We start from the raw sequence: 26,125 nt of genomic DNA on the forward strand, positions 1-26,125 counted from the left end.
GTAGTTATGGTTGCAACCATAAATAGAGTCTTATTTAATCGAAGTTAATATCCATTACATCATGGATTTTTATTTCAAAATCATTGTCAGCTCGAAGATATAGTCCAAATAATGCACCGTCATTATCATTCTCTTCATCCAATACATCGAGAAGTATTGAGTGTGACATGTTATGATTTTTTTTATGTAATAGAGTTACAGCATTACATCTTCCAGTCCTCTCTGTCACTAAAAAGTCAACCCCATTAATTCTTACTTTATTAATATCGCTCTCACTCCGTTCGCCAAAATCGGAGACAATAATGTTAGGTCTAAATATCATCGGATTTAACTCATCAAGCTTACAAATTTTAGCAAGCCTCTTAAGCTCTGACTGCGCAATAATGTGTATCGGTCCGGTATCCATAAAACTCTGACTAAAATCTTCGGGATGTTTTATTTTAGCAAGCACTACATCTTCTAAAAGATAGCTACTCAGAAAAGCTGAGACCTCACCGAAAAATGCCGTCACCTCCACCTCTCTTGACCAAATACGAATAGATGTGTCATCTCCGTTAGTATGTAAGAATGATTTTTTAATAGCTCCTGTATCTATAATAAGAGTATCACCTGTATCCACAATCACTACATTCTGAATGTTAATATTTTCCCTTAGCGACACTAACTTATTACTCATTCGTCCGTAAAGGCAAAATTGTCGGTCTTTTCTAATACCGTTCGTTCCGCCTTGCAACACATCCGAACGGATACCGGCACCAGATTTGAGAGGATAATAAATTAACTTTTCTATGATACTCATCAGCTACTTCTCGCGTTGTAATAAAATTCCTGAACATCGAATTCATGGCTATGAAACTCATAAGATGCATCAACAATATTTCTTCTTATTTTGTTGCTAACAGTATAAAGGTCATTAGCTGAGACATATTCATGACCGATAATAACAAAAAGGCAGTCAGTCGTTTTCTCTGTTATTTTAAAATAATCGGAATCTACATCCTTGCTGCCAATCCAAGCCATGACTCTATCTTCTGTACCATATATGAGTTCACCTGATTTTATAGTTTTAGCTTTATCCTGGAAAAGAGGGGTTATCTTCTCCTCACCTGATGAAATTTTTATTTCAACACAATCACTTGTCCTCATGTGAGAGATATCATGCCCACCGATTCCAAGCCCATAATAAAATGCAACCTCATTATATGAGTCAATGATATTATTTATAGATCTAAATCCTCGCGAACAGAAATTATCTCTTAGCTTCTCACCTGCAGTTTTAAAATTATTCTGTTCAATTGTTCTGGTAAGAATCTTACGCATACCAAAATTATAGCGCCCTATATCTTCTGGTATACATTCACCCACACTATTTTCGCATTTTTTTAAAAACTCTGGCTTACTGGGCGAAACTATCAAACCTCGAACAACCAGAAAGAGAGCATGTGTTACACCAGCATCTGCAGCTGCACTATCTATTGAGAAGTACATATCAACCAACCATGAAATTTTTATAAAGAAGAATAACACCGATAAAAACGAGTGCTGCTCCTGACACATAATTAAGAGTAACATTGAGTGCTCGATTTTTTTGCGATGCACGTGCAAGCACTCCCCCAGTAAGCCCAGCAGTCATATCAATAGGTAACGCAGTCGCTGGCACAATGAGTGAAACAAGTAGTGCTTGGACTGGTGTATATCCTCCAGTCAAAATAAGGCCTGGCAGTATTGAAAGATAAAAAAGTATCGTCTTAGGATTAAGAAACTCTACTGACACCGCCTGTAAATAAAGTTTTAGAAGACTATTCTTTTTAATTGTATCAGACTCAGCGACCTTGGTATCACTCACGTCACGCGCGGCTTTGAGAGACTCATATCCCAGATAAAGAATATACACCCCCCCAACCAAAGCAACTGCATTAGCGACAAAAACACTTTTTGCAACAATAGCGGTGACCCCTAGTCCAGCCAAAAGTGCATGAATAGAACTACCAGAAGCAAGCCCCAAGGCAGAAACAGCGCCTGCAGCTTTTCCCTCACTAATTCCCCTTGCACTTACAAAAAATAAAGATGGGCCAGGACTCAGATTAAGCAGTAAAGCGGCAAACGCAAAAGCAATTAAACTAGTTTGTTCCATGATCATCCTATAATAAGTGAAGTGATAGCTTTGTAGTTGCAAGTAAGAAGATGCTGTACCTTTAGCATATCTTGCTCTTCCTGCTGAGATAATGTCATACAGGCGCCAGAGAGAACTTTTTTCCTGCATTTCATGCAAATGCCTGATCTACACATATGTTTCAACTCAATGTTTCTACTCAGGGCTGCATCAAGGATGCTCTGCTCTACTGATAAACTAAAAACGTCTGTATTATGTGAAACAACTATTTCTTCATAAGAATAACTAATTTCATATACTTTAGTCGACTTATTCTCCAACTCAGAAATGTTTATTTCTGGAAATGTTCTGTTGGATTTTTCTAATTTTTCTATGAGCGCAAAAAGCTCTCTCTCGACAACCTTAATTTTCGTAAGACCGGTAACGTAGAAAACCACTGATAGCGCCATTAATAAACCGGATTCACACCATAACTCTTCAGGGTAAAAAACATCTTCAAGATAAGACTCACCTTCAAGATTTTTTAGTACAAACTTAAGAAAATTATTTTCACCACCATCAAAAACAACATTAAAACCAGAACACTCGTCGTCATACTCGTGGGGGGGGTCTGCTCTGACACTTATTTTTATTACTTCTGGATGACCGCCTGATAATTTTATTACCCCTTTAATAGACAGAACGCCCGGATTCATATTTACTCATCTCCTCAGTAGTATTCAGCCAAGTGTCATCCTTCTAACTACCAGTGTATTCCCTCCTCACTACACATCATAACCATACTCATGTTATCCTCCCATAACCACTATATTACTGCGTTGCGTGGGTTATTATTACCCTGCAACGCTTCATAAATTATTCGTAGATATAATTTTTATAAATAATTCTCGCAGTCCCCTTGACGACGAACATCAAGCGAACAGCAATGGAATCCTCCACCGACGGTTCTTCCATGGCGGAAGGAAACTGGGATGACTTCCAAGCCACAACGGTCGAGAATCTCCATTAACTTATGCTGATTTTTTTCAACGATTATGTTTTTTTCATCAATAGATAACACATTCATTGAAATCCATACAGATGCTCTAGCCCAATCAAATGCATATCCTATATCAGTAGGCTCATTGAAGAATACCAATTCCCAATGTTTAAATTGGTGTGGTATGTCCGCTGGTTTCATCCTAGATCCATTTATTAAAGCCAAACCAGGACGTAACAACTGCATCGTTGTACCAACATGATCACTGCAAATCGACATTGGATGAAAATTGAATTTGTCACCAAAAGTTCTCTTCAGCCATTCAAAGCCAGTATGATTACCACTGTTACTTATATTGAAAAAAACATCTTTTCCGCAGCGCATAATATTTGCCGCATCAAATAGAGGATCATCTTCAGCAAGATAGGGATGGTTATTACGCCACAGATACGTATCATCGGTCAAAATTGGTTTAGGTGCAGAAATCCATTTTCCACCACTCGAAAAATACTCACGAGCAATACTCCTAAACGATTGGTTTTCAAAATATCGGTTGCGAGATGGCATTGGCACTTCAATCAACGTATCCCCCAAAACCAGTAAACAGTCTCGTGGCATAAGGGCATGTGACTGCTGTGAACTCCAGTGTGGTGTTTGGCACTTTATATCAAGGGGGATAACGTCAGGGCGACGAACCTTAACACCATATCGTTCCAGTACCGATGTCATCTCCTGGAAGTCCTCTTCCATTTCATCTTTCACTTTAGAAAGGACTGAAGCGGCATTCTTCTCTTGTACAAACTCTTCCTGAAGGTCAAAGAAGTGTCGTGATGATATATCTAGATCAGGCAGCGTCAGTCCCTTTGGACTACCCAAAATAATTTCTTCTAATTTATCCCAATCACTGTAACTATTTATGATACTCATTTTAGATCCTGTTATTTATTAAACCCTAACGCGAATGATTGCCCTGTCGGCATCACCTCAAGAATATTGACATTCATATTTGACGGGAGAGAATAAGTCCAAAAGACCATTTCAGCAATATTCTCTGACGTCAGATATGTTTTATTCTCATATAATGCATCAGCTTTCTTAACATCACCTTTAAATCTTACTAAAGCGAATTCAGTTTTAGATAGCCCAGGAGCAATACAGCTTACTCTAATGTTTGTACCCTCTAGGTCGGTTTTCAAATTAAGGCTAAAATTATGCACAAACGACTTGCTGGCACCATATACATTACTACCCATATAGGGGTAGTTAGCTGCCACAGATCCTATATTGATGATATGGCCTCGATTTTGCGATATGAATTTTTCAATAAGAATTTTAGTAATATGCAGCAGGCCTATAATGTTAGTATTGATCATTGCTTCCCAATCGCTGAAATCATTATGTTGTGCTGGACCAAACCCTAAAGAAAGTCCTGCATTGTTTACCAACCCACAGATATATCCGAATTCTTTAGGAATACCTTTTAAGGCCTCTTCAACTGACTTTTTATCAGTAATATCAGCGATAACTGGAAGTACTCTGCCTGGAAACGTTTTACTCAATTCATTAAGATTATCCGCTCTTCTAGCAATAGCAACAACATTATACCCTTCGATTAAAAACCTGTGTGATATCGCTTTACCAAACCCTGATGATGCGCCTGTAATAACGATTGTTTCCGTATTATTCATTTAGGTATAACCTTTTCACACGCATATTTCAAGTTGCAAAAATATAGGTTTACTAAGTTAAACAGTAAACCACTCTCTGCTATTAATTTGCCCATCACCGATGCAACGTATTGAGCTTCAGTCAGTATAAAAGGTGATTTTTAAAGAAATCAATTTATTGTAAAGATGAGTTTTATCTCATTTCAATGACGAGACAGTTTTTACAATTTCTTTTTAAATGGACAAACCCACTCTTTTGTCGTGATATTACCGGCATATTGTCTGGCTTCACTCTCCTCACCAAAATTACTTAGGTTTGGGTTAAGATCTCCTTGGATAACCATTTCTCTCCGTCGTATTTCTTTCTGCATTTTATCAAATGTCCCCAATTCCTTTAGATAATGAAATTGTCGATGTGAATTAAACACGATAGATGGATAAGGAGAGCGACGACTGATCCTTGTTGCCTTAGGATGAAGGCCAACAATAAAGAAGGGCTCGCCACCAAGGGAGAAACCAAAATGCGGTGACAGAGGATCAGAGGAACACTCTTCGCTCCATAAGAAACCGCATTCCATATCTATTTTGCTCAATCTCGTTAACGTATCCCACAAAAATATTTCAAACTCAGCTTCGTCACTGCAGTATTTGTCGCTGAATGTCAGCACAAAAGTACTATTTGTTTTACTTAGTTGTTCACGTAACGAAATAAACTGACGGAGATATCCATACACATCCTCCAAGCTTACATTGTTATTTTTGCAACAGTCTCTATGGATTAATGTCCCCATAGCTGCTGCCGTTTTTGCCCCAATACAAGAAAATGTATCAGATTCAATATAGTTAAGAAATTTATTCAGAATTTCCGGATTATTTGTAAGTTCAACTTCATCCTTTCGCATAAAATTGCCATGAATATTAAATCAATCAAAGTGAATAAAAAAATAACTCCTACTTAAATTGGTGTCAACACCGTATTGACATAACTAAAATCGATATCTGCGCAAACAACTATAACCAATTGATATTAAATAAATTTAAATGTTAATTTCAAGAAAAAACAAATTCATCTAAAGTTATTTTTTATATTACTAGTGTCAATGATTATATTACAATTGAAAAAATTGAATAATTATTCATTTTAACGCTAAGAGTTTAATGTCAGAAGGATAATTCCGGCATATTTACCTTCCGCACCATCATATTGTGGAATATCACTTTATCCTTACTGCCATTAACAGCAGGTAAAAAGTGATTTAATAGATTGTTCGACTTGATCCAATTTTTTCATGAGCATTCATTGCTAAATAAAATCGCCTAATAGCAACCATATCACGCTATAAAGTAAGTAAAAAAGCCAGTCGACGAATCAGACTGGCTTTACGTATCGGCTCAGCGCAGGGCTGAACGCTGCTAGGTGGGTGTTCACTGAAGTGCGAGTTCCTTATTAACAGGTTTAGGTTTGGCGTCGTCCACACCGGTTGCCCGTAGCCTCGCCAGTGCCCGTTCTGCCTCTTGCAGCACGTGCTGACATTGCTCTGGGGTAATGGTTAACGGCGGTTCAATACGAATCGACTTGGCATTATTCAGCGTGCCTGCCACCAGCACCCGGCGCTGGAACAGTTCACTGGCAAACCCATAGCCGATCGCGTTTTCTCTGAATTCAATTGCCTGTAGCAAACCCTTGCCACGCGCTTCTACAATCAAGTCAGGATACGCGGCAGCCAGTCGTTGCAGCCCGGTCAGCAGAAACGCCCCCTGACGCGCCGCCTGCTCCGCCAGATTATCACGCAGCAGTACGTTGATGGTGGCCAGCGCCGCCGCACACGCCAATGGGTTACCGCCAAAGGTGGTGGTGTGCAGGAACGGGTTGTCAAACAGTACCGAAAAGACCTCTTCGGTCGCGACCGTTGCACCAATCGGCATCACGCCACCGCCAAGCGCTTTCGCCAGACACAGGATATCGGGTTGCACGCCATAGTGCTCACAGGCAAACATCTTGCCGGTACGCCCCATGCCGGTTTGTACTTCATCGAGGATCAGCAATGCGCCGGTCTCATCGCACAGTGCGCGAACCGCAGGCAGATACTGATCCGGCGGCACAATGACCCCACCTTCCCCCTGAATCGGCTCCAGAATCACCGCCGCGATGCCTTCGCCGTTGCGCTGGCACTGCTCGATTTTCTGTCGCATCGCCTGGATGTCACCAAACGGCACATGGTGAAAACCGGGCAATAATGGCATGAATGGACGACGGAATACCGGTTTGGCGGTAGCGGATAACGCACCCAGCGATTTACCGTGGAATGCACCGTGGGTAGCGATGAAGCTGAACTTACCACGCGGTGACTGGTAGGCTTTCGCCAGCTTGATCGCCGCTTCCACCGACTCGGTGCCACTGTTGCAAAAGAAACTGTACTTCAGCGTACCCGGTGTAATGGCCGCCAGCGTTTTTGCCAGCATGGCACGCAGCGGATCGAGCAGTTCCTGACTGTGCAACGGCTGTTTAGAAAGCTGCTTTTCCACGGCCGCCACGACGGTGGGGTTGCGATGACCGACATTGAAAATGCCATAACCGCCGAGACAATCGAGGTATTCGTTACCCTGTGTATCAAGCAGCGTGTTGGGGCCGCTGGCGCGCCATTCTACCGCACCGAAGCTGCCACCGGAGGTGACGGATTTTCTGTACTCCAGAAAACCGGGATTGACGTACTCACGAAATGCATTGAGCGTTTCACGATTGAGCGCCGCCATCGCGTCGGCGGAAAGGGTATCGCTCATTATTAAATCAAGCGCCTGCTGAGAACACTCTAGCGGGTTGAAATGTGACGGAGATCTGGACAAAATGTGCTCCTTGGGGGTGAGGTATCACGTGATACCAATTTAAGTAATGCATAGAACGCACCACTCCGCCCGCCTAATCAGAAAATCACGATTTCGTCCTTCCCCTGCTTATTTTTACAACAGATCATAGACAAAACTGCTCATTTATTGTCACATTCTGCTATTGCCAATCGGATAAAGAATAAAAAACGTCCAAAAAACAAGGCGAACGCACCGTTTATGTGCAGCTCGCCCTACGGTTGGGCATTTTTTCACCGCCCGTCGGTTATCGCGCTACCGTTAATGGCGGATCATCACATGCCGCACGATGGTGTAATCTTCCAGGCCATAGACCGACATATCCTTACCGTAACCAGAGAGTTTCTGCCCGCCGTGCGGCATCTCGCTGACCAGCATGAAGTGGGTGTTAACCCAGGTACAGCCGTACTCCAGACAGGCAGCAACGCGATGCGCACGGCCGATATCCCGCGTCCATACCGAAGACGCCAGCCCATAGCGGGAGTCGTTGGCCCACGCCACCACTTGTGCTTCATCATCAAACGGCGTAATGGATATCACCGGACCAAAGACCTCTCGCTGGACTATCTCGTCTTCCTGCCGGGCATCAGCCAGTACAGTGGGTTGGAAATAGTAACCCCCACCGGGCACCCGTTCTCCCCCGGTGATAAGCCGGATGTGGGGTTGTGCGCGGGCTCGCTCGACAAACCCAGCCACCCGTTCCAGTTGCTCTGCCGTGATCAGCGGCCCCAGCTCCGTGGTCGGGTCGTCGGGCGGGCCGATTTTGAGCGAAGCAACCGCCTTACCGAGCTTTTCCACCAGTTGGTCATAGATGGGGCGCTGCACGTAGAGACGGCAGGCCGCGGTGCAATCCTGCCCGGCATTATAGAAGCCGAAACTACGAATACCGTCTGTCACCTGCTCCAGATCCGCATCATCAAACACGATAACCGGTGCCTTGCCGCCCAGTTCCATGTGGGTACGTTTTACACTGGCCGCCGCGTTGCCAATAATATGCGAACCGGTGGCAATAGAGCCGGTCAGTGACACCATGCGCACCCGCTCATGGCCGGTCAGCGCATCGCCGATTTCCCGTCCCTGCCCGAACAGGATATTGACGACGCCCGGCGGGAACAGGTCAGCCAACAGGCTGGCCAAATACAATGCCGTCAGCGGCGTTTGCTCTGCGGGTTTCAGCACCACACAGTTACCGGCCGCCAGCGCCGGAGCCAGCTTCCAGGCAGCCATCATCAACGGATAATTCCAGGGAGCAATGGAAGCAACCACCCCCACCGGATCACGACGGATCATCGAGGTATGCCCTTCCAGATATTCGCCCGCCGCCGAGCCATTCAGGCAGCGTGCGGCACCGGCAAAAAAGCGAAACACATCCGCTACTGCGGGTATCTCGTCATTTAATACCGCATGGTAGGGTTTACCGCAGTTTAGCGATTCCAGTCGGGCCAGCGCTTCACCGTGCTGTTCAATGCAGTCCGCCAGCTTCAGCAACAGCGTGGCGCGTGTTTTGGGCGTTGTCTGCCCCCAGTGGGCAAACGCCGCTTCCGCCGCCATCACGGCCGCATCCACCTGTGCCAGATCCGCCTGCGCCATCGTGATGATGGCCTCTCCCGTGGCCGGGTTGTGCACCGTGTAAGGCGCTCCCTTGCCCAGCACCCTTTTTCCGTCAATCAACATGTCAATCAGCAAATTGTCGTGCATACCCTGCTCCCCTGAAGCGATAGCGATAGACGTACCCTATGGCAATCATCTAGCAAAATACCTGCCATCTTCTCGAGTTGTTCACCCTGCGCTGGTTCGTCATCGCGCTATAGTGAATCAATGTGTGAAAACGCGTGTATTCGCTATCGTTAAAGCGTAGCCGAGCTACCACCAAAAGGAGAATGGCCGGGAACCGATATCGACCAGCAAAGTGATTACTGACATCACCTATTCAGATCACGCACTCACATCACACCATCAATGCCCTGACACAACGGTATCAGTACGGCGCGTAATTGTTGCACAGCCTGCTGCAGTGCCTCGGGCGAAAAGCCACCGAACCCCAGCATTAACCCCGAACGGCGTACCGGGCCGATATACATCGGCGAGATGGCACGCAATGCCAGTCCACTGGCTCTGGCCGCACGTTCAACCGCCACGTCTGCCACGCCGTCAGGTAGCCACACCACCAGATGCATTCCCTGATCGCAGGGTTCAATCGTCAGCCAGGGAATATCGCGTTGCAGCGCCTCAATCAACACACGACGCCGCTCGGCATAAACCGTGCGGATGCGGCGAATATGCGCCTCGAAATACCCTTCCTGCATGTACGCCGCCAGCACGTGCTGTTCGGTTAGTGGCGAGGCGCGTCCAATCAGCGCGCGAGCACCGGTAAACGCCGGTGTCAGTGCCGTGGGCACGACCATATAACCAAGCCGCAACGACGGTGCTATCACCTTGCTGAAGGTGCCAAGATACACGACCCGACCGGCATCCAGCCCTTGCAGCGAGGGGAACGGATGCCCGGCATAACGCAACTCGCTGTCATAGTCATCTTCCACTATCCAGCTATCACTTTGCCTCGCCCACGCTAAGAGTGCCAGACGACGCCCCATGCTGAGCGGCATACCCAGTGGATAGTGGTGAGAGGGTGTCACGAATGCCGCGCGGGCATCACCATGCTGGCGAACCGCTCGTTCAACCTCCATCCCTTGTGCATCCACCGGTATGCGCCATGTCTGTACGCCGCATTCGGTCAGCACTTCAGTTAACCCGGCATAAGCAGGGTCTTCCGCCCAGGCGCTATCGCCGGGTGATAACAGAACCCGCGCCGCCAGATATAACCCTTGCTGCGTACCTTCGGTCAGAATGATGTTATCTGGCTCGCACGTAACCGCCCGCGACTGGCGCAGATAGGTCGCGATCGCAGCGCGCAACGCGGGAAGCCCCCTGGGGTCGCTATACCCGGTCAACATCGCCGCCTTACTGGCGCGTACCCGATTGCCTAAACGCCGCCAGCGGTCATCCAGCGCCACGTCCCCTTCCGGCACGGCTACGGAAAACGGCACGGCGGGTAACGGCGATAACGCCTTAGCGATAGCGGCATAGCGTTGTACCGAAGAGGGCAACGATGCCGGAGCTGACGGTGCCGTCTGCAAGGCGGTGACATCAACCGGTGGAGACAGGCTAAATGCGGAAGAAACCCAGGTGCCGGAACCGCTGCGCGCATCCAGATATCCCTCTGCTGCCAGTTGGTCGAAGACGTCCGCCACCGTTGCGCGTGCCAGCCCCAGCGTTCGCGCCAATGTCCGGGTTGATGGAATACGCTCGCCCGCCTTCAACTCGCCACGCTGAATAGCGCGCCGCAGCGCCTGAGTCAATTGTATCCCTACCGCGCCAGCGGTGCGATCCAGCACGCCCAGCGACGGCAGCCCGGTCAGGCAACGTGGTCGAGGCATCAAGGCGCTCCTTCTTATTTGTGATTGCCGGGCATCGCTGACTCGCCAGATAGCAGCCATAGAGCGATGCCGTATAGTGGACTGGTAAAATTATGCATAAGTGGCCCTTTATTGCAGTCCATTTCATCACAAAATAGCCGACAGACATGACATTACCCGCTACCGATCCACGACAGAAGGAATCATCATCATGCATTGTCCACCGGTATTTCGCGAAACACGGCTGCCCACACTGCACGCACTGATGCGCGCCCACCCGCTTGCGATGCTGATCACCACTGGCCCCAGCGGCCTGTCAGCCAACCTCATTCCTTTTCTCTTAACTGACGATGGTACCTTCGGTACCTTACACGCCCATCTGGCGCGCAATAACCCACAGGTGGATGCATTGAAAACAGCCGACCAGGTTCTCGTGGTATTTCAGGGGCCGGACAGCTACATTTCGCCAGACTGGTATCCATCAAAACAGGTGCAGGGTAAGGCGGTACCAACCTGGAATTACGTCATGGTTCAGGCACATGGCACGCCCAGGGTTATCGACGACGCACAGTGGTTGAGGCAGCAAGTCGGTGCCCTGACCGATGCCCATGAACATGCTCGCCCACAACCGTGGCGTATGGATGATGCACCGGCCGACTTTATCGCCGCACAACTGAACGGCATCATCGGGCTGGAAATCCCGATTACGGCACTGGAAGGAAAATGGAAAGTAAGCCAAAACAGAACCCCGACAGACCGCCAGGGCGTAATTGATGGATTACAACGTGAACAGGGTTGCCCGGCAATGGCCGCGTTGGTCAGCGCACGACAGACAGAATAAGTACGTGCTAATACGGTCTCGCTCAACCGGGTTGAGGTTGAGGTTGATAACGTGACATGAATCAAACCACCATAATCACCACCTCACCAGGAGGTGGTTTACTACTGACAATGAAAAAACGTCATTGCCGCATTATTTTAATAACCCTATAGACTATTAGTCATAGCGTACGATATTTATTTTCTCACAAACACAACAATGTGACACCACCGATAGATTTATAAAATAACGCCCCCAGACGATTCGAAAATTATTATCATTTATTCCCGACAGGCCCGCATATGATTGACATAAAGAAAACAGAATAAACCAGCAAATCGAAATTAAATTTAATCATTTAAAATCAATAACATAAAAATAAAATTCACTAACAATACATTTATCGATATAACATCAGCGAGCGCTACTCACCAAATTGGGGCAAAAAACAAACCATAAAAAAACACCACCACAACAAAAATAAAACACATACCAAAACAAAAACGCGAAATACCGAAAATAATTAAACAAACTCGTGAAGACACATCTTTATTAAAGGTTATAAAATTAATCTTATAGTTAATAAACTAAAAAAACTACGATTTTTTTATCTTCGCCAATGCGCCATTTAATTTGTCCTACGGGCAAGAAACAATGGAAATTGTAGACTTAGATCAAGAAAAAATAGACGGAATAATCCCTATAGTAGTTGCGACGACAGTAATCCAATCTCAATTAATTAACTCGTCATGCTGAGTAATGGGGAATCTATGGACTTTATCATTCAACTTGTCATAGTCCTGATCTGCCTGTTTTACGGTGCGCGAAAAGGCGGTATCGCGCTCGGATTATTAGGGGGTATCGGACTCGTCATTCTGGTTTTCATTTTCAAACTAGAACCTGGGAAACCACCGGTGGACGTGATGCTGGTCATCATTTCCGTAGTCGCTGCATCGGCGACATTGCAAGCTTCCGGCGGTTTGGACGTTATGCTGCAGGTAGCGGAAAAAATGCTGCGGCGTAACCCGAAATACGTGTCAATTATTGCACCGTTCGTCACCTGTATATTGACGATTCTGTGCGGTACCGGCCATGTGGTGTATACCATTCTGCCGATTATCTACGACGTCGCTATCAAGAATAACATCCGTCCGGAACGCCCCATGGCAGCCAGCTCGATCGGCGCGCAAATGGGGATTATCGCAAGCCCGGTATCCGTGGCGGTGGTATCACTGGTCGCCATGCTCAGTAAATTTACCTTCCACGGTAAACACCTCGAGTTTCTGGACTTACTGGCAATCACAATTCCCTCTACCCTGTTGGGTATTCTGGCCATCGGGATTTTCAGTTGGTTCAGGGGTAAAGACCTGGATAAAGACCCGGATTTCCAGAAATTCATTTCCGTACCGGAAAACCGTGAGTACGTCTATGGTGACACCGCCACCCTGCTGGATCGCAAACTGCCACGCAGCAACTGGGTCGCCATGTGGATCTTCCTTGCCACTATCGCGGCGGTAGCTCTGCTGGGTGCAGTCGAAAGCCTGCGTCCGACCTTCGGCGGCAAACCACTGTCCATGGTGCTGGTAATCCAGATGTTTATGCTGCTGTCTGGTGCCATTATTATTATCGCCACCAAAACCAATCCGGGGTCAATTTCGAAAAATGAGGTGTTCCGTTCCGGGATGATTGCGATTGTCGCGGTGTACGGTATCGCCTGGATGGCGGAAACGATGTTCGGTGCTCATCTGGCGCAAATCAAGGACACGCTGGGGGCGCTGGTAAAAGAGTACCCCTGGGCTTATGCGCTGATCCTGCTGTTGGTCTCCAAGTTCGTTAACTCGCAGGCTGCCGCGCTGGCCGCTATCGTACCGGTCGCCTTGGCGATTGGCGTCGACCCAGCGTATATCGTGGCATCTGCACCGGCTTGCTATGGTTACTACATTCTGCCGACTTACCCCAGCGATCTGGCGGCTATCCAGTTCGACCGCTCCGGTACGACCCATATCGGTCGGTTTGTCATTAACCACAGCTTCATTCTGCCCGGCCTGATTGGCGTCATCACCTCCAGCGTATTCGGCTGGGTGTTCGCCGCCATGTACGGGTACTACTGAGTTAATGTTACTGAGTTAATGTTACTGAGTTAGCCATTGCGCCAGACCGCTCTTCTGGCGCATGTCGGTTTCTCCCTCAACCGCCCGCTCGGTCCCAGCCGTCGGGCGGTTATTCGTTACCGCTCCGCATGCTTCTGCCACAGTGCGACACAATGCCGGGCCAGCGCCTCGGTACTGTCGATACTGCGCGCCAGCCAGCGTGACTGCGTTGCCGCCAGCCCGGGTGCCACTTCGGTGCAGGCCAGAACCAGATGGGTGGCACCGCGTGCAGCCAGCCTTTCAGCCAGTTGTCCGAACAATGCTCCCCCCGCTGCGACGTCGCCACGTTTCACCGCATAACAGCCCGGCACGAACAAATTATCCATCTCCTGTTCATCAGGTAGCACCGTTTCGATATCCAGCGCTGCCAGCCGCTGCTGATACCACCCCGCCGCCAGCGTGCCATGAGTGGCGATCACCCCCACCCGTGGCGACGGAGCGCCGTTCAGCACGGCCCTCACCTGCGCCAGCGTGACATCAGCGATGTGCAGTACTGGTGCAAGGCTGGCCGATTGCAATTCATCAAACCAGTGATGCGCGGTATTGCAGGGAATAATCAGGTGGCTGATATCCAGCCGGTTAAGGTGTTCAACGCCATCCAGCAACGCCGGTAACGGCGAGACTCCAATCCCGGCCAGTGCCCGCTGGCGATCCGGAATCTGTGGCACATTCCACGCCACCACCGGTACATGTTGCTGGTCACGCTCGGCGGGTGTGGCGGCAATGATCTTCTGCAACAGGTCGACGGTGGCGAGCGGCCCCATGCCGCCCAGCACCCCGACCAGAAAACGCGCCGGCGACGGCATCACCAACCTTCCTGCTGTTCAAGCAACTGGCGATAACCAAACAATCCGGCCGCGCCGCCGGTATGAATGAACAACACATTGTCGTTTTTGCCGAACTGCCCTTTGCGCACCAGATCGATCAACCCGGCCAACGCCTTGCCGGAATAGACCGGGTCCAGCAATATCCCCTCCAGTTGCGCCGCCAGTTGCAGGGCCTCCAACGTACCAGCGGTGGGAATGCCGTATCCCTGCCCGACATAGTCACTGTTAACCTGAACCGCCTCGCGCGGCACCTCGCCCGTCAGCCCCAGCTTCTGCCAGGTGCGCTGCGCCAGTTGCCACACGTTCTCTTCCTGCTTCGCCTTCGGTGCGCGTACGCTGATGCCCAGCACCGGAATGCCGCTGTGACTGGCGACCAACCCGGTCACCAACCCTGCCTGAGTGCCGGTACTGCCGGTGGCGTGTACGATATGATCAAGACGTAGCCGCTGCTGACTGGATTGATACAGCAACTCTTCTGCGCAGGCGACATACCCCAATGCACCGGTCGGGCTAGAACCCCCACCGGGGATCACATAAGGCCGGTGACCCTGTTCGCGCAGCGTGGCCGCCAGCGCCTCCATCGCCTGTTGCATGTCGGTGCCAGCCGGCAGATGCCCAACAATGTCGCCGCCCAGCAGTTTATCCAGCAGCACATTGCCGGAACGCTGGTAGTCAACACCGTAATCGTCAACCCGCTTTTCCAGCAGGACCTGCGTCTTCAGCCCCAGCTTCGCCGCGGCAGCAATGGTCTGACGCACATGGTTGGACTGGGTGGCACCCTGAGTAATAATAATGTCGGCATCCTGTTGCAACGCTTCCGCCAGCAGAAATTCCAGCTTGCGGGTTTTATTGCCGCCGGTCGCCAGCCCGGTGGCGTCATCGCGTTTGATATAAATCGTCGGGCCGCCAAGATACGTCGATAAACGCGGTAGCGACTCCAGCGGCGTAGGGAAATGGCCCAGCGACAAGCGGGGAAAACGGGCGAGATGCATATTCTTCTCCTCGGGAAATAATTAATGTGTTTTAGCCGTTGCTTTTTTCATCTTTTTCTCCCACGAGGACCGGTGGATGAAATAATAAAAAAAACGTGGCAGAACACGCTATGAAATAAGATGACGTACAGGCTATTCAGGGTGATAAAAATAATCGCGGCGCGCTGACTCACTGTTGATTCATGCCACTTGCTGCTCCAACTCGGTTAACTGCCGCCAACTGGCGTCGTCGACGAAAATACCGTTTACCAGCCGTTGCCGGTAGGCCTGCAGTTCCGGATCGCCAGGCAGCAGCAATCCACCATCGGAACGCGACTGGCGTACCCATTCCAGCAATGCAGGAATTTCCTGTTGATAGCTGGTACCGCCGCCCAGCCGTTCCGGGTCGATCAGTATCGACAGCATGCTGTTGATGATCTGCTTGCCCTGACCAGTGGCGGTGCGTTCGGTCGACCCGCCGGTTAGCGCCGCGCCAAGCAGCGAGCATACCAGCGCCAGACCGGAACCTTTATGCTGGCCGAACGCCAGCAGTGCGCCGAAGGGTTCTTCCATCAGCCAGCGCGGATCCACCGCAGGCTGGCCCTGATGGTCGACAATCTGCCCCGGCGGCAATGACCGCCCCTCGTTCCAGGCGATGCGCGCCTTGTTGCCGGCAATCACGCTGGTGGCGAAATCGAGGATCACCGGTGAGCCACCTTCTACCGGAATCCCAGCGCAGAATGGGTTGGTGCCGAAACGGGGTTGCTGCCCCTGCCAGGGCATAACGATCGGACGGGTGTAGACATTGGCGAAATGTAGCGACACCAGCCCTGCTTGTGCCGCCTGCTCCGCCCAGGCACCGATGCGCCCAAGATGATGCACGTCCGCCAGGCTTAGTACCGACACGCCGTGCTGCTTCGCACGCTCAATGCCTTGTGCGATCGCCTGCCGGGCTACTACCTGGCCGAAACCATGCTGTCCGGAAAACGCCAGCATCGGCCCGGCATCGAGCGTTTTTTCCGCCTGTGCATGCGGTGCCAGCCCGCCTTCGCGAATCGCGGCGATATAGCGCGGCAGCATGCTGACGCCGTGAGAATCGTGCCCTTTTAAGCTGGACTCCACCAGATTATCCGCCACCAGACCGGCCACCTCCGCGTTCACCGCTGCCTCGTTCAGGCGTTCGCGCAAATAATGACGTAAATAATCGTGAGAAAAAACAGGCATGCTCCGAGTCCCCGTAAATCAGAAAGGTTTTACTATAATCCTCGCGGAAAACAGGGTAAGTGAATAATACGGGAAACCATAGCAACAACATTGCTTAACAGAATATCGACTACTGTTATCAAAAATAACTATAAACGGAATATTAATAAGTTATTTCTAAATAAGCTTTGTCGTCACGAATTATAAAAATAGCATGAAATAATTATCTCGTTCGAAATGAAAAATGATCACCGAGTTTTATTAATTAAATAATTAACCAACTGAGAGACTATACCGATGGCGCCAGTGGAAATGCAATTCATAACAATAAACCGGGACCTAAAAATAAACCGGGCGGAAAAGACGACCGGGCCGAATACCGCTTCCTGCCACGTCAAAACCGGTTGGTTGCTGGCGCTAATGCTCACGCTGGGTGCTGCGCCGTTGGCGGCACAGGCGGAGGGCAGCATCAGCATCGCCCAGCAGTTCGGCATCGGCTACCTGCTTCTGGACGTGGTGCGCGACCAGCAACTAATTGAAAAGCATGGTAAACAGCAGGGGGTGGATATCAAGGTCGACTGGCGCACGCTGTCCGGTGCCACCGCTATCAACGAAGCATTGCTGTCTGGCGCGCTGGATGTGGCGTCCGCCGGGGTGCCGCCGATGCTGACCCTGTGGGACCGTACGCTGGGCAAACAGAATGTGCGCGCTATCGCCTCGCTGGGATCGATGCCGAATTATCTGCTGAGCAATAACCCGGCGGTGAAAACCCTGCGCGATCTGAGCGACCGCGACCGTATCGCCACCCCCGCCGCCGGCGTCGGTTTCCAGTCGCGCACATTGCAGATTGAAACCGCCAAACTGTTCGGCAACGGCGACTACAAACGCTTCGACAATATTACCGTCAGCCTGCCGCATCCGGATGCCAACGCAGCGCTGATCGCCGGTGGCTCGGAAATCACCGCCCATTTCTCCAGCCCGCCGTTTCAATATCAGGCGCTGGAGCACCCGAACGTGCACAAGATTCTGAGTTCCTATGACGTGCTGGGCGGGCCGGGCACTTTCAACGTGCTCTACACCACCCAGAAATTCCACGATGAAAACCCGAAAACCTACCGCGCCTTTTACGACGCGCTGAAAGAAGCCTCCGACATTATCAACGCCAACAAGGCCGCCGCCGCTGAAACCTATCTCCGGGTGGAAAATTCACGCCTGCCGCTGCCGCTGGTCAAACGCATCGTCGAAGACCCGGAAGTGAATTTCACCATCGTGCCACAGCGTACCTCGGTATACGCCGAAAAACTGCACCAGCTTGGCGTACTGAAAAACAAGGCTGGGTCCTGGAAAGACTACTTCTTCACTGAAATCCACGATCAGCCGGGAAGTTAATATCCGGCTACAGGAGATGGCGATGTCCGCTCACTCATTACATCCGCTGTTGCAGGTCAACGGTGTTGACCTGCGTTACCGCACCCATCGCGCGCAGATACAGGCGACCCACGATGTCAGCTTTGACGTGTTCCCGGCGGAACGCTTCGTGCTGCTGGGGCCGTCCGGCTGCGGTAAGTCCAGCCTGCTGAAAGCGATCGGCGGGTTTCTGTCGCCGGCCGGTGGCAGTATTCAACTGGAAAACCAACCAGTCACCCGCCCCGGGCCGGACCGTATGATGGTGTTTCAGGAATTCGACCAGTTGCCGCCGTGGAAAACCGTGCTGGAAAATACGCTGTTCCCGCTGGTCGCCAGCGGCACACTGAGCACATCAGAGGCTCGCGAGCGGGCGTTGCACTTTCTCGATAAGGTCGGGCTGGCGACATTCGCCGATGCCTACCCACACACGCTGTCCGGTGGCATGAAACAGCGGGTTGCCATCGCCCGTGCGCTGGCGATGCAGCCAAAAATCCTGTTGATGGACGAGCCCTTCGCCGCGCTGGACGCCCTCACCCGCCGCAAGATGCAGGAGGAATTGCTGGCGCTGTGGGAAGAAGTGCGCTTCACACTCCTGTTCGTCACCCACTCGATCGAGGAAGCGCTGGTGGTCGGTAGCCGGATCCTGCTGTTGTCCCCCCATCCCGGCCGGGTGCGGGCGGAAATCAACTGCCACCAGTTTTCGCTGGACGACGCTGGCAGCGACGCCTTCCAGCACACCGCACGACGCATCCATGACCTGTTATTCCCGCCGGCGCCAGCCTCTCGTGGCGCGTCGGTTTCACCTGAGGTATCCCATGAATACATCTCCCCCGGTCAGGCCCGAGTATCAGCGTGAGCTGACACCACTGCCGCCCGATACACTGGAAGCACCGCTGCCCTGGCTGACTCGGCTGGCGCAGCATACCACCCTACGTCGGCTGATGCTGGTGCTGTTGCTGCTGGCAGTATGGGAAGCCGCCGCCCGTTGGCAGAACAATGATCTGATGCTACCCGGCTTTATCCAGACGCTGCGAGCATTCTGCCAGGATTGGCTGAGCGGTGAACTGCCGCAGAAAACGGCCGTGTCCATTGGCACGCTGCTCAAAGGCTATGTCATCGGCAGCCTGCTGGCACTGTTGCTCAGCACGCTAGCGGTGTCGATACAATGGGGTCGCGATCTGCTGGCGCTGCTTACCGCGATGCTTAACCCGCTGCCCGCCATCGCCCTACTGCCACTGGCGCTGCTGTGGTTTGGTCTTGGTGAAAAAAGCCTGATTTTCGTGCTGGTACATTCGGTGATGTGGCCGATGGCGCTCAACGCCTACAGCGGTTTTCTCGGCGTTTCCGACACCCTGCGCATGGCGGGGCGCAACTACGGCCTGACCGGCTGGCGCTACGTCGTCCATATTCTGATCCCCGCGGCACTGCCGGCGATTATTTCCGGGCTGAAAATCGGCTGGGCCTTCGCCTGGCGCACCCTGATCGCCGCCGAGCTGGTCTTTGGCGCGTCCAGCGGTAAAGGCGGGCTGGGATGGTATATCTTCCAGAACCGCAACGAGTTGTATACCGACCGCGTGTTCGCCGGGCTAGCTTCGGTGATCCTGATCGGGTTACTGGTCGAAGGGCTGATTTTCGCCACGCTGGAGCGTCTGACCGTCCGCAAATGGGGTATGCAGCGCTAGGCTGCTCAAAAAACAAGGAGAAGAGAGCATGATCGCCATACAGGTTCCAGACACTTACCTCAATCAGGACGGTCTACTCGCCCAGGCGGGCGATTACATCCTGCCGCTGGCGAAACGAGTGTTGATCATCACCAGTCCGACCGCCTGGCAGCACACCGCCGCCACGCTGGAAGCCAGCCTCAGACAGCACGGCCTGCACTACCGGACGCTGTTTGTGGAAGGCTATTGCACCGAAGAGAGCATCGCGGCGCTGCGTGAACAGGTGCACATCGAACGCGCCGAGCTGATTCTCGGCGTCGGCGGCGGCAAAGTGTTGGATACCGCCAAAGCGGTGGCCAGCCAGTCCAGCGCGTTGCCGATGATCGCCGTGCCGACCCTTGCCGCCACCTGCGCCGCCTGGTCGCCCATCAGCGTGCTGTACAACCGCGACGGCGTGCATCAGGGTCGTCTCAGCCTGAACCGCCTGCCGGTGTGGGTGCTGGTCGATAGTACGGTGATAGCCCGCGCGCCGGTGCGCTATCTGAAAGCTGGCATCGTTGATGCTCTCGCCAAATGGTACGAATTTCTGCCCTACCTGCGACACGGCGACGATGCCCTGTCGTTGCATATCAAAGCGCGCATCGCCCGGCTGGCGGTCGATATTTTTGATGCGCACGGCGAGCAAGCGCTGGCGGATAACCAGCAACAGCGGGTAACGCCGGCGCTGCGCCGGGTGATCGACGCGACGATTGCGCTAGCCGGCATCGCCAACAGCGTTAAGGATGAACGCGCACGGCTGGGCGTCGCCCACGCCATTCATAACAGCCTGACCCGTCAACCGGAATCCAGACGCTGGCTGCACGGCGAAAAGGTCGGCTTTGGTCTGGCCGTGCAGGCTCAATTGGAAATGCGCCACGGTATTGACAACTCGGAGTTGCTGGCGCAGTTGCGTCGCTATGACAGCCCGTTGACACCGCAAGCGCTGGGCCTGACCGACGAATCCCAGTGGGACGATATCGCCGCACAGGTGACGATCCCGGCTGACGTCGCAGCCCGATTACCGTTCGCGGTGGATAGCGCGGCGCTCAGGCAGGCGTTGGCCGCCACGGCGCAGCACAGCGTAACCCACGCGGATTGACCCGAAAGCCCGAACCGGCGTCTCAACTGATTTATGCGAATTACGGATTAGATGGCAGGCAGCCCGGTATACGGACATCAGGATCGGAACCGCTATAGCTATAATACGCGCACCAATGGCAACGACTGTCGGTGTAAGCGTGGGTTAGTCTGCTACGTCCGCTGCATTCATTATCCTTATCTCTGCCGAATGTGATTATCAGGAGATTTGCATGACCGATTCATCCGAATACCTACCACCGAAAGTCTGGGCCTGGAATAGAGCCAGCGGCGGTCTCAATCGCCCGATCGCCGGCGCCACGCACGACCAGGCCCTGCCGGTCGGCCGTCATCCGCTTCAGCTTTATTCGCTGGCGACGCCAAACGGCCAGAAAGTGACGATCCTGCTGGAAGAACTGCTAGCGCTTGGTCATAGCGGCGCGGAATATGACGCCTGGTTAATCAGAATCGGCAATGGCGACCAGTTCAGCAGCGGCTTCGTGGCAGCCAACCCCAATTCCAAAATTCCAGCACTCGTGGACCACTCCGGGCAACAGCCGGTGCGGGTGTTTGAATCAGGCGCGATTTTGCTTTATCTGGCTGAAAAATTTGGCGAATTCCTGCCGGCCGACGCGGCTGAACGCGCCGAATGTCTGTCCTGGCTTTTCTGGCAAATGGGCAGCGCACCTTACCTTGGCGGCGGTTTCGGCCACTTCTACGCCTACGCGCCAGTCAAGATCGAATACGCCATTGATCGCTTCACAATGGAAACCAAACGTCTGCTCGATGTCCTCAATCAGAGGCTTGCACAAAGCGACTATCTGGCCGGTTCTCACTATACCATCGCCGACATCGCTGCGTTTCCCTGGTACGGCAGTCTGGTGAAAGGCTGGCTTTATGACGGTGCCGAATTTCTGTCCGTGCACGAATACCCGCATGTGCTGCGCTGGGCGGACGCCATTCTCGCCCGCCCAGCGGTTCAGCGCGGCCGCATGGTCAACCGCCTGAGCGGCGATCCCTCCACCCAGTTGCATGAACGTCACGACGCCAGCGACTTCGAAACGCAAACGCAGGACAAACTGTCGACCCCGCGCTGATCGCGATCATCCCGCCGCCGCGCTGACCGGCGGCGGGTTATTCTTGAATAAGAGGGAAATCAATACCGCAGCACACTCTGGCCTGTTCCAGCACCCGAGCAACAATCAACGCCATATCCAGCAACTGATAACAGCGGGAAAGATCCTGAGCGTTGACAATATCTCTGAATACCTCGAACTCGTACCTCATGTGATGGTTATCTGTCGCATCGTCAAATGTGGCGAGCTGTCCTTGCTTCACACACTCGACATGCTTGCATACGCCAGGTATATCGTTAACTTTCACATAGCCCGCCGTCCCCTGCACGGTGAAATAAGCCGGGCTGGCTGAATCTTTGGCACCACTGCAAACCGCAATAAACGTCTGATAACTCATGATGAGAACACCCGACGTATCGATACCGTTATGCCCTTTATTGCACAGATAATTCACACGCTCTGGCGCGCCGAATAACGCGCAGACAAGGTAAATGTTATAAACATTGATGTCGTAAAGCGCGCCGCCGGACGAAGCCGGGTCAAATGCAGGATGCACGATCCCATTGACGTAATCATCGTAACGACTCGAATACTGCGAGTAATTCGCCTGTACCAGTTTAATGTCGCCAATTTCAGCGATGTTTTGCTTCAGATAATGGAATCCGGGCGTATGAATTGCGGTTATCGCCTCGAACAAACAGCGCTTTTTTGATTTCGCCAGCGTCACCAAACTCAGTAATTGCGCATAACTGGATGTAAACGGCTTTTCACAGACAACATGCTTCCCCGCAGATAATGCCCGGTGGGAATACGCGTAATGCAGATGATTGGGTATCCCGAGGTAAACAATATCGATATGCTCATCACGCAGCATGGCATCGTAATCGGTATACAGCGAACGGATAGTATATTGACGGGCGAGCGTTTCACCTTTTGACAAGCTCCCTTGTCGGACACACAACGCACACAGTTCTATCCCCTCAATAGTTGTCAGCACCTCAAGACAGGCAGCAACTATCTTTCCCGACCCAACCAACGCTATCTTCATGCCTCAGGCTCCAAAATGGATTAGCGGAACAGAACGTAACATACAAGATAGTCGCCCCCTGTTATAGCCACACAGCCAATACGCAACACTACCGCCCTCATTCAGCCACTCTTACCTGACGCTTTGCGCCATAAGTGGATTGTTTATCAAGCGCTCCCACGCCATTCTGATGGCGTCGGGAATATCCACATGGCCAATAAAACCGGCACCTAATGGGCCATAACCGTCACGGTCGTTTTTCAGGCGCTTAACCTCGCCGAGGATCATGGAAATATAGCGATCAAGACTCCACATTCCCGCTATCTGACCACCGCTAATCACCGGTTTGTTATTTATAATGACCAGTGCTGGTATAAATACAGGCCAACTGATAAACCGGCTGTTCATATTTTTCTTACGCCAGCTATATGCAAAGGTTTCTGCGGTTCGTCTTTGCATCAAGGGGTCCTGAACCAGAATGATGTCTTTCCCTGCGACGTTTCTATCCGCCAGCAGGTCACGGCTAAAGTCTGCGTTTTCCCCGCAATTTCTGGATTGATTTTCAAGCAGTATCTTGTCGGTGCTAATACCGAATACCGTGGTAGCGATGTCAGACAAAAGGTCTGCCTCACTTTTCCCTTCGGTATCAATCCCAGAGGTTAGCGGGTTATCGCTGATCGCCTGGCGCAGTAATACGGTTGAATGCCCTATCCCCCCACTGAACAACACCGGGAGACAGGCGTGCTTCGCCAGCGTGAGCGCACCGAAAATATTGGGTAAAATGGCATGGCCTGCCACGATCATCATGTCCGGCGTCATGTGCTTTGCCTGCAAAAAATCATCCAGCGCCAGCCACCTGGCGATACGATTGAGGTCCTCAATCATTTCATTGGATAACGCCATAACGCCTCCCACATTTGCCAGCCCATATGAAACATCTTTTCACCGTAACGGCCTTATCGACAATGCATCACATACCATAAACATACCGATACGAACCGATATAAAAAAACACCCTGCCAGCATAGCGCTCGCAGGGTGAGGGTGAGAAGCGTAGAACCGGGCAACGCCCGATGGCCTGTTGTCAGCGCGCTGGTCTACTCCTGACTGGCGGCGGGACGGACCGCCATTGTTGCCTGCTCCAGTTCATAGGCTCGCGCTTTTTCTTCGTCAAACTGCCCTTCCCACTTCGAAATCACCAGCACGGCCAGGGCGTTGCCCACCACGTTCAGTGCCGTACGCGCCATATCCAGAATACGGTCTACCCCGGCAATGAACGCCAGACCTTCAAGCGGGATCCCTACACTGCCCAGGGTCGCCAGCAATACCACGAAGGAAACACCCGGTACGCCGGCAATCCCTTTGGAGGTAATCATCAGCGTCAACACCAGCACCAATTCCTGCCACAGGCTCAAATCGATACCATAAAGTTGGGCAATAAAAATAGCCGCGATACTTTGATACAACGTTGAACCATCCAGATTAAACGAGTACCCGGTCGGCACTACAAAACTGGTAATCGCCTTCGGCGCACCGTAGGCCTCCATCTTTTGGATGATACGCGGCAGCACCGTTTCAGAGCTGGCGGTGGAATAGGCCAGAATCAGCTCGTCTTTCAGGATACGGATCAAGGTCATAATCCGTAACCGACACAGACGCGCTACCGCTCCCAGCACCACCAACGCAAAGAACAGAATCGCGGCATAAACCAGTATGACCAGCTTGGCGAGCGGCCATAGCGAAGCGAACCCGAAATTGGCGACGGTCACCGAGATCAGCGCAAATACCCCAACCGGGGCATACCGCATAATCATATTGGTGACGCGGAACATGGTTTCCGAGGCACTGCGAAACACGTTCAACAGCGGATCACGCTGCTCACGCGGCAGAGATGACAGCCCAAGGCCGAACAATACGGCGAAGAAGATCACCGGCAGCATGTCACCCTTGGCCAGCGCGGCAAAAATGTTGGGCGGAATCAACGAGAGGATAGTACCCACCAGACTGTGCGAACCGCTTTGCACCTGTTCGGTGGTTTTCTCATACTGAGAAATATCCACCCGGGTCAGCATCGACATATCAATGCCATGCCCAGGATGAAACAGGTTGGCCAGCGTAATACCAATCACAATCGCCAGCGTGGTAATGATCTCAAAGTAAACAATGGTTTTAAAACCGATACGTCCCAATTTTTTAGCATCGCCCACCCCGGCGATACCCACCACCAGCGTGGTGATTACAATTGGCACCACAATCATTTTGATCAACCGGATGAAGATATCCCCAGCCGGACTTAACACATTGGTCACCAACCACAGCTTATTGGCCGGGTTTTCATGCAACCAGGCACCGACGGCAATACCGACAATCAATGCGATGAGGATTTGCCAGGCAAGGCTAACTTTCTGTTTTTTCATAATACGAATCCATTGTCTGTGCTCCCTGCACTACTTGCCGATGGCTACAACACAGCCATCGAACGCTCCAGCGTATGCTGAACTGCTACAGATGAAGGGGGAGGTTTGAAGGTTATTTTTGCAAAAACTCGTGACCCACAGGCAAATACGTGACTCACCAAAACAGAATGCGTAATCAAATAGTTATTCATTAAAATTGCGCAACTATTTGTATCGCAAAAGAAAATAAAAAAGGCATAACCTGTTGTTATGCCGAGGCATGCTACTATCCCCCTCCCGTGAGATCAAGCGCTACGTTCGGGGTAGTTTTCATAATTATGCGTTTCGTCACTGTCTATTGAACACCGCCGAACGCCGGTATAGGCCCAATTTAGCTCATGCAAATCGAGGCAAAACGCAACGGAGCCTCCGTT

23 protein-coding genes are annotated in these 26,125 nt (G+C 51.4%); 7 read left to right on the forward strand and 16 right to left on the reverse strand.

Annotation, left to right across the window (positions count from 1 at the left end; translation table 11 throughout):
* Positions 1–34 precede the first annotated feature (34 nt).
* The 10 genes from FGI04_RS11105 to pdxR all read right to left on the reverse strand — a co-directional run bounded on the left by FGI04_RS11105 (position 35) and on the right by pdxR (position 11,058).
* Positions 35–799, reverse strand: a complete 765-nt coding sequence (locus FGI04_RS11105) for an MOSC domain-containing protein (protein WP_407336727.1) — start codon at positions 797–799, stop codon at positions 35–37.
* The gene (locus tag FGI04_RS11110; RefSeq protein WP_407336728.1) at positions 799–1,488 is read right to left on the reverse strand and encodes a phenylalanine--tRNA ligase beta subunit-related protein; all 690 of its coding nucleotides are present in this window, start codon (positions 1,486–1,488) and stop codon (positions 799–801) included. Before FGI04_RS11110 ends, FGI04_RS11105 begins: the two co-directional genes overlap by 1 nt.
* A gap of 1 nt (position 1,489) precedes the next feature.
* Entirely contained in the window at positions 1,490–2,134 is a 645-nt protein-coding gene (locus FGI04_RS11115) for a LysE family translocator (protein WP_407336729.1), read from the reverse strand.
* Positions 2,135–2,136: 2 nt separating this feature from the next.
* A complete protein-coding gene (locus FGI04_RS11120) occupies positions 2,137–2,808 on the reverse strand; it encodes a 2Fe-2S iron-sulfur cluster-binding protein (protein WP_407336730.1) in 672 nt (223 codons plus the stop codon).
* 179 nt (positions 2,809–2,987) lie between these two features.
* Positions 2,988–4,019, reverse strand: coding sequence for a hypothetical protein (locus tag FGI04_RS11125; protein ID WP_407336731.1), 1,032 nt, complete (start codon positions 4,017–4,019; stop codon positions 2,988–2,990).
* Positions 4,020–4,030: 11 nt separating this feature from the next.
* Positions 4,031–4,780 carry an SDR family NAD(P)-dependent oxidoreductase gene (locus FGI04_RS11130; RefSeq protein ID WP_407336732.1) on the reverse strand — a complete coding sequence of 250 codons (750 nt, stop codon included), beginning with the start codon at positions 4,778–4,780 and terminating at the stop codon, positions 4,031–4,033.
* Between the two features lie 200 nt (positions 4,781–4,980).
* Positions 4,981–5,661, reverse strand: coding sequence for a guanitoxin biosynthesis heme-dependent pre-guanitoxin N-hydroxylase GntA (gene gntA, locus FGI04_RS11135; protein WP_407336733.1), 681 nt, complete (start codon positions 5,659–5,661; stop codon positions 4,981–4,983).
* Between the two features lie 523 nt (positions 5,662–6,184).
* Complete coding sequence (gene ygjG / locus FGI04_RS11140; protein ID WP_407336734.1) at positions 6,185–7,603, reverse strand: putrescine aminotransferase; 1,419 nt, start codon at positions 7,601–7,603, stop codon at positions 6,185–6,187.
* Positions 7,604–7,882: 279 nt separating this feature from the next.
* Entirely contained in the window at positions 7,883–9,319 is a 1,437-nt protein-coding gene (gene patD, locus FGI04_RS11145; RefSeq protein ID WP_407340129.1) for an aminobutyraldehyde dehydrogenase, read from the reverse strand.
* Positions 9,320–9,564: 245 nt separating this feature from the next.
* Positions 9,565–11,058 (reverse strand): MocR-like pyridoxine biosynthesis transcription factor PdxR, encoded by a 1,494-nt coding sequence (gene pdxR / locus FGI04_RS11150; protein ID WP_342701366.1) that lies wholly within the window; start codon positions 11,056–11,058, stop codon positions 9,565–9,567.
* Positions 11,059–11,248: 190 nt separating this feature from the next.
* Here pdxR and FGI04_RS11155 point away from each other — a divergent pair, with 190 nt between their 5' ends.
* Positions 11,249–11,878: an FMN-binding negative transcriptional regulator gene (locus tag FGI04_RS11155; protein ID WP_407273692.1), complete on the forward strand. Its 630-nt coding sequence runs from the start codon at positions 11,249–11,251 to the stop codon at positions 11,876–11,878.
* Positions 11,879–12,627: 749 nt separating this feature from the next.
* Positions 12,628–13,968 (forward strand): anaerobic C4-dicarboxylate transporter, encoded by a 1,341-nt coding sequence (locus FGI04_RS11160; RefSeq protein ID WP_253001487.1) that lies wholly within the window; start codon positions 12,628–12,630, stop codon positions 13,966–13,968.
* Positions 13,969–14,084: 116 nt separating this feature from the next.
* Here the strand turns inward: FGI04_RS11160 and cuyB are convergent, their stop codons facing one another.
* The 3 genes from cuyB to FGI04_RS11175 all read right to left on the reverse strand — a co-directional run bounded on the left by cuyB (position 14,085) and on the right by FGI04_RS11175 (position 17,029).
* The gene (gene cuyB / locus FGI04_RS11165) at positions 14,085–14,813 is read right to left on the reverse strand and encodes a cysteate racemase (RefSeq protein WP_342701368.1); all 729 of its coding nucleotides are present in this window, start codon (positions 14,811–14,813) and stop codon (positions 14,085–14,087) included.
* The gene (cuyA, locus tag FGI04_RS11170; protein ID WP_342701369.1) at positions 14,813–15,826 is read right to left on the reverse strand and encodes a D-cysteate sulfo-lyase; all 1,014 of its coding nucleotides are present in this window, start codon (positions 15,824–15,826) and stop codon (positions 14,813–14,815) included. The genes cuyB and cuyA overlap by 1 nt, the downstream gene beginning before the upstream one ends.
* Positions 15,827–16,006: 180 nt before the next feature.
* The gene (locus FGI04_RS11175) at positions 16,007–17,029 is read right to left on the reverse strand and encodes a malate/lactate/ureidoglycolate dehydrogenase (RefSeq protein WP_407273693.1); all 1,023 of its coding nucleotides are present in this window, start codon (positions 17,027–17,029) and stop codon (positions 16,007–16,009) included.
* Between the two features lie 399 nt (positions 17,030–17,428).
* On the opposite strand from FGI04_RS11175, the gene FGI04_RS11180 reads away from it, so the two are divergent.
* The 5 genes from FGI04_RS11180 to yghU all read left to right on the forward strand — a co-directional run bounded on the left by FGI04_RS11180 (position 17,429) and on the right by yghU (position 22,289).
* Positions 17,429–18,397, forward strand: coding sequence for an ABC transporter substrate-binding protein (locus tag FGI04_RS11180; protein WP_342701404.1), 969 nt, complete (start codon positions 17,429–17,431; stop codon positions 18,395–18,397).
* 16 nt (positions 18,398–18,413) lie between these two features.
* Entirely contained in the window at positions 18,414–19,271 is an 858-nt protein-coding gene (locus tag FGI04_RS11185) for an ABC transporter ATP-binding protein (protein ID WP_342701371.1), read from the forward strand.
* Positions 19,231–20,097, forward strand: coding sequence for an ABC transporter permease (locus FGI04_RS11190; RefSeq protein ID WP_342701372.1), 867 nt, complete (start codon positions 19,231–19,233; stop codon positions 20,095–20,097). The genes FGI04_RS11185 and FGI04_RS11190 overlap by 41 nt, the downstream gene beginning before the upstream one ends.
* 28 nt (positions 20,098–20,125) lie before the next feature.
* Positions 20,126–21,214: an iron-containing alcohol dehydrogenase family protein gene (locus FGI04_RS11195; RefSeq protein WP_407273695.1), complete on the forward strand. Its 1,089-nt coding sequence runs from the start codon at positions 20,126–20,128 to the stop codon at positions 21,212–21,214.
* 211 nt (positions 21,215–21,425) lie between these two features.
* Positions 21,426–22,289 (forward strand): glutathione-dependent disulfide-bond oxidoreductase, encoded by an 864-nt coding sequence (yghU, locus tag FGI04_RS11200; RefSeq protein ID WP_342701374.1) that lies wholly within the window; start codon positions 21,426–21,428, stop codon positions 22,287–22,289.
* A 37-nt stretch (positions 22,290–22,326) separates the two neighbouring features.
* Here the strand turns inward: yghU and FGI04_RS11205 are convergent, their stop codons facing one another.
* The 3 genes from FGI04_RS11205 to gltP all read right to left on the reverse strand — a co-directional run bounded on the left by FGI04_RS11205 (position 22,327) and on the right by gltP (position 25,712).
* Complete coding sequence (locus FGI04_RS11205; RefSeq protein WP_407321205.1) at positions 22,327–23,316, reverse strand: Gfo/Idh/MocA family protein; 990 nt, start codon at positions 23,314–23,316, stop codon at positions 22,327–22,329.
* Between the two features lie 111 nt (positions 23,317–23,427).
* Positions 23,428–24,198, reverse strand: coding sequence for a YdcF family protein (locus tag FGI04_RS11210; RefSeq protein WP_407321204.1), 771 nt, complete (start codon positions 24,196–24,198; stop codon positions 23,428–23,430).
* A gap of 194 nt (positions 24,199–24,392) precedes the next feature.
* Positions 24,393–25,712: a glutamate/aspartate:proton symporter GltP gene (gltP, locus tag FGI04_RS11215; RefSeq protein WP_342701377.1), complete on the reverse strand. Its 1,320-nt coding sequence runs from the start codon at positions 25,710–25,712 to the stop codon at positions 24,393–24,395.
* Positions 25,713–26,125: the final 413 nt, after the last annotated feature.

The sequence above is a fragment of the Dickeya ananatis genome (assembly GCF_019464615.1).
Lineage (GTDB): Bacteria > Pseudomonadota > Gammaproteobacteria > Enterobacterales > Enterobacteriaceae > Dickeya > Dickeya oryzae.